At 55.8% G+C, this 1002-nt stretch carries 2 protein-coding genes; one reads left to right on the forward strand and one right to left on the reverse strand.

What is annotated here, in order from left to right:
* Positions 1 to 393, reverse strand: a 393-nt coding sequence (locus EN750_RS36165) for an enoyl-CoA hydratase/isomerase family protein (protein WP_245482920.1), incomplete at its 3' end; no start/stop codon positions are given.
* Positions 394 to 548: 155 nt separating this feature from the next.
* On the opposite strand from EN750_RS36165, the gene EN750_RS36170 reads away from it, so the two are divergent.
* Positions 549 to 1002: helix-turn-helix domain-containing protein (locus EN750_RS36170; protein ID WP_145968274.1), on the forward strand; the 454-nt coding region annotated here is incomplete at its 3' end.

Consider the following 1002-nt stretch of genomic DNA (forward strand, 5'->3'; position numbering starts at 1 on the left):
CATCACGCCAGGATGCGCAATTCGGAAATCGCACAGGAGCGCGACCTGAAATGCGGAGCCGGCAGCGACCCCATTGACTGCGGCCACAACCGGCTTCGTGCCAAGGCGAAAGCATTGGTAGAGATCCAACCATTCCTGCATCCAGCCAGCTGCGTCGGACGCTTGAAAGAGCTTGCTTTCCGAAAGATCCTGACCCGCACCGAATGCGCGGCTTCCCGCCCCCGTGAGAACCAAAGCTCGGACACTTTGATCTTGCTCTGCGAGCGCCAGCTCATCAGCCAGCATCCGTCGCATCGTTGAGTTCCAGGCATTCAGCTTTTCCGGCCTGTTCAAAATAAGCCGGCGCACGCGACCGATCGTTTCAGGAACAATCATCTTGTCCATATTCACCATCGCATTGTAATAGTTGTTATTGTTTATCGCATGTGGTCTATTGTATGTCAACGACCCATTGCGCAATGCCACGCGGGGCGCCAGAAGAAGGCGGTTCGTTCAGGAGAAAACGATTGGCTACGACCCCTACAAAGACACCCAAAGCAGATCCGCTGATGGTGCAGTCCGTCGCGAAGGCTTTTAAGGTGTTGCAAGCGTTTGACGCGCAGCACCCGGCAATGACGCTTTCGGAAATCGCACAGCAGGCTGATTTGGATCTAAGTGCAGCGCAACGCTTTGCGCACACCCTTCAACAACTTGGGTATCTGCTGAAGCATCCCGGTACGCGGCAGTTCTCGCTGTCGCTGAAGTCGCTCGACCTTGCCTATCACTACCGGCTGTCATCGCAGCTCGTAAATCGTGCCATGCCTGTCCTGCACCACGTCAGCAAGGAAACCGAGGAGACGGTCAATTTGACTGTGCTCGATGGCACTGAAGTCGTCTATCTCGAGCGCATTCAAAGTCGGCATGTCCTGGCAACCAATGTCACCACGGGAACCCGGCTGCCGGCTTATTGTTTGTCTCCAGGACGGGCGATCTTGTCGCGGCTGCCGAACGACATCGCTTGTT

The organism is Mesorhizobium sp. M7A.F.Ca.ET.027.03.2.1, from assembly GCF_003999175.1.
In the GTDB taxonomy this organism is placed as follows: Bacteria; Pseudomonadota; Alphaproteobacteria; order Rhizobiales; family Rhizobiaceae; genus Mesorhizobium.